Source organism: Agromyces humi (assembly GCF_009720255.1).
In the GTDB taxonomy this organism is placed as follows: domain Bacteria; phylum Actinomycetota; class Actinomycetes; order Actinomycetales; family Microbacteriaceae; genus Agromyces; species Agromyces humi.
This window is the reverse complement of sequence record NZ_WJSP02000551.1, coordinates 1-1,901: the sequence shown is the minus strand read 5'-3', so window position 1 is coordinate 1,901 and position 1,901 is coordinate 1. Positions and strand designations below refer to the sequence as shown.

Below are 1,901 nucleotides of genomic sequence, written 5' to 3'. Positions count from 1 at the left end.
GCGGTCGTCAAGGCGGGGTGACGGTCAGGTCACGCGAAGTGGGCTTTGCTCGCCACCTCAGGTGCGGATGCTGCGGATCGGCCATCACGCGGTGGGCCGGCCCGTCCTCGACGATGCGTCCCTGCTGCATGACGCAGATCCGGTCGCAGGTTGCCGCGAGCACGGAGATCCGGCGTCATTCATCTCGGGGCGCGTGCTCGGCGCCGACGCCGAAGGTGCCGCCGCGCGGGTGGCCTCGGCCGTCGCGGGGGAGCGGGGCACGGTCGCGAGCACGTTGAAGCACTTCCCCGGGCACGGCGCGGCGCCCGGCGACTCGCATTCCAGCATCCCGTCGGCACCCCTCGGCCTGGACGAGTGGCGCGCTGGCCCGTCAGTGCCGTTCGTCGCGGGCATCGACGCGGGTGCCGAGCTCGTGATGACCGGGCACCTCGCGTACCCGGCGGTGGATCCGGCGCCGGCATCGCTGTCGCCCGAGTGGCACCGGATCCTCCGGGATGAGCTCGGGTTCGACGGGGTCGTCGTGACCGACGACATGCTCATGCTGCAGCACAACGGGCTTCCCGAGTACGCGGATCCGGGGGAGAACGCGGTGCGCGCCGTCGCCGCGGGATCCGACCTGCTGCTGTACGTGCTGCCGGCCGATCCGGCCACGATGGGCATCACTGTCGGCGGCCTGGTCACGTCGCTCGTCGGTGCGGTGCACACGGGACGGATCAGCGAGGAGCGGCTCGACGAGGCCGCCGCGCGGGTGCTGACCCTGCGGCGCACGCTCGAGGAATCCGGAACGAATCTCGGAACCGGGGAATAGACCGCGGAACTCCATGCGTTTGCATGTGTGTGGCCGAACGGGCCGCACCGACATCGAACACGGAGAACCCCACATGACGAGCACCGCCACCACGATCGAGATCCCCGGATACCGCGCAGGCACCTGGAAGGTCGACACCGCGCACAGCGAGGTGGGCTTCAGCATCCGCCACATCATGATCAGCAAGGTCAAGGGCAAGTTCGAGCGCTTCGACGCCACCTTCGTCACCGCCGAGGATCCCCTGGACTCGAGCGTGACCGCCTCGGCGGAGGTCGCCTCGATCACCACGAACGAGCCCAACCGCGACGCGCACCTGCGCACCGGCGACTTCTTCGAGGCCGACACCCACCCCACCATCGACTTCGTCTCGACCGGGGTCCGCGTCGTGGACGGCGACTTCAAGGTGGACGGCGACCTCACCATCCGCGGCATCACGAAGCCCGTCACGTTCGACTTCGAGTTCGGCGGATTCGGCGGCGACCCCTACGGCAACTACAAGGGCGGCGCTACTGCGAAGACCGTCATCAACCGCGAGGACTTCGGCCTCTCGTACAACGCGGCGCTCGAGACGGGCGGCGTGCTCCTGGGCGACAAGGTGACGATCACCCTCGAGCTGCAGGCGGCGCTCCAGCAGTAGCCGGATCCGGTCGGTACGGGCGGCACCCCATGGGGTGCCGCCCGTGGTCGTCTCAGCCGGCGTCAGTCCTCCGCGGACCCGATCGACCCGAGGTGCTCGCCATGGAAGCGGGCCCACCGAGTGAGTGCCGTGCGATACCTGGAGGCCTCGACGGCGCCCTCGAAGCCATGCAGGGTCACGGATGCCGCGCCCTTCGTCCGTGCGACGCGCCAGACGCCCTCGACGACGCCTCGGCCGTCGACGAGGATCGGCTGGAAGACGCCGTTCGACCCGGGCACGACGCGCGGCGCGTGCCGCGGATCGCAGACCGCCCCTCGCTCGGCGTAGCCCAGGAAGTACTCGTCGAACGCGGCGAGCGCATGCCGCCGGCCACCGCGCGAGACGGCCCCCGCATCGACGAGGCTGTCGGCGACGACGAGGTGCTCGTCGTCGAAGGCCTCGACCGCGTCGCCGGCC

3 protein-coding genes are annotated in these 1,901 nt (G+C 70.4%); 2 read left to right on the top strand and 1 reads right to left on the bottom strand.

Features of this window, described 5'->3' with window-relative positions:
- Both GH736_RS22120 and GH736_RS22115 read left to right on the top strand, forming a co-directional pair.
- Nucleotides 1-808 (top strand): glycoside hydrolase family 3 N-terminal domain-containing protein (locus GH736_RS22120; RefSeq protein WP_328596949.1); only part of this gene is annotated, 808 nt, incomplete at its 5' end.
- 73 nt (nt 809-881) lie between these two features.
- Nucleotides 882-1,445, top strand: coding sequence for a YceI family protein (locus tag GH736_RS22115; protein ID WP_159607108.1), 564 nt, complete (start codon nt 882-884; stop codon nt 1,443-1,445).
- 62 nt (nt 1,446-1,507) lie between these two features.
- Here GH736_RS22115 and GH736_RS22110 read toward each other — a convergent pair.
- Nucleotides 1,508-1,901: DNA glycosylase AlkZ-like family protein (locus tag GH736_RS22110; RefSeq protein WP_162529595.1), on the bottom strand; the 394-nt coding region annotated here is incomplete at its 5' end.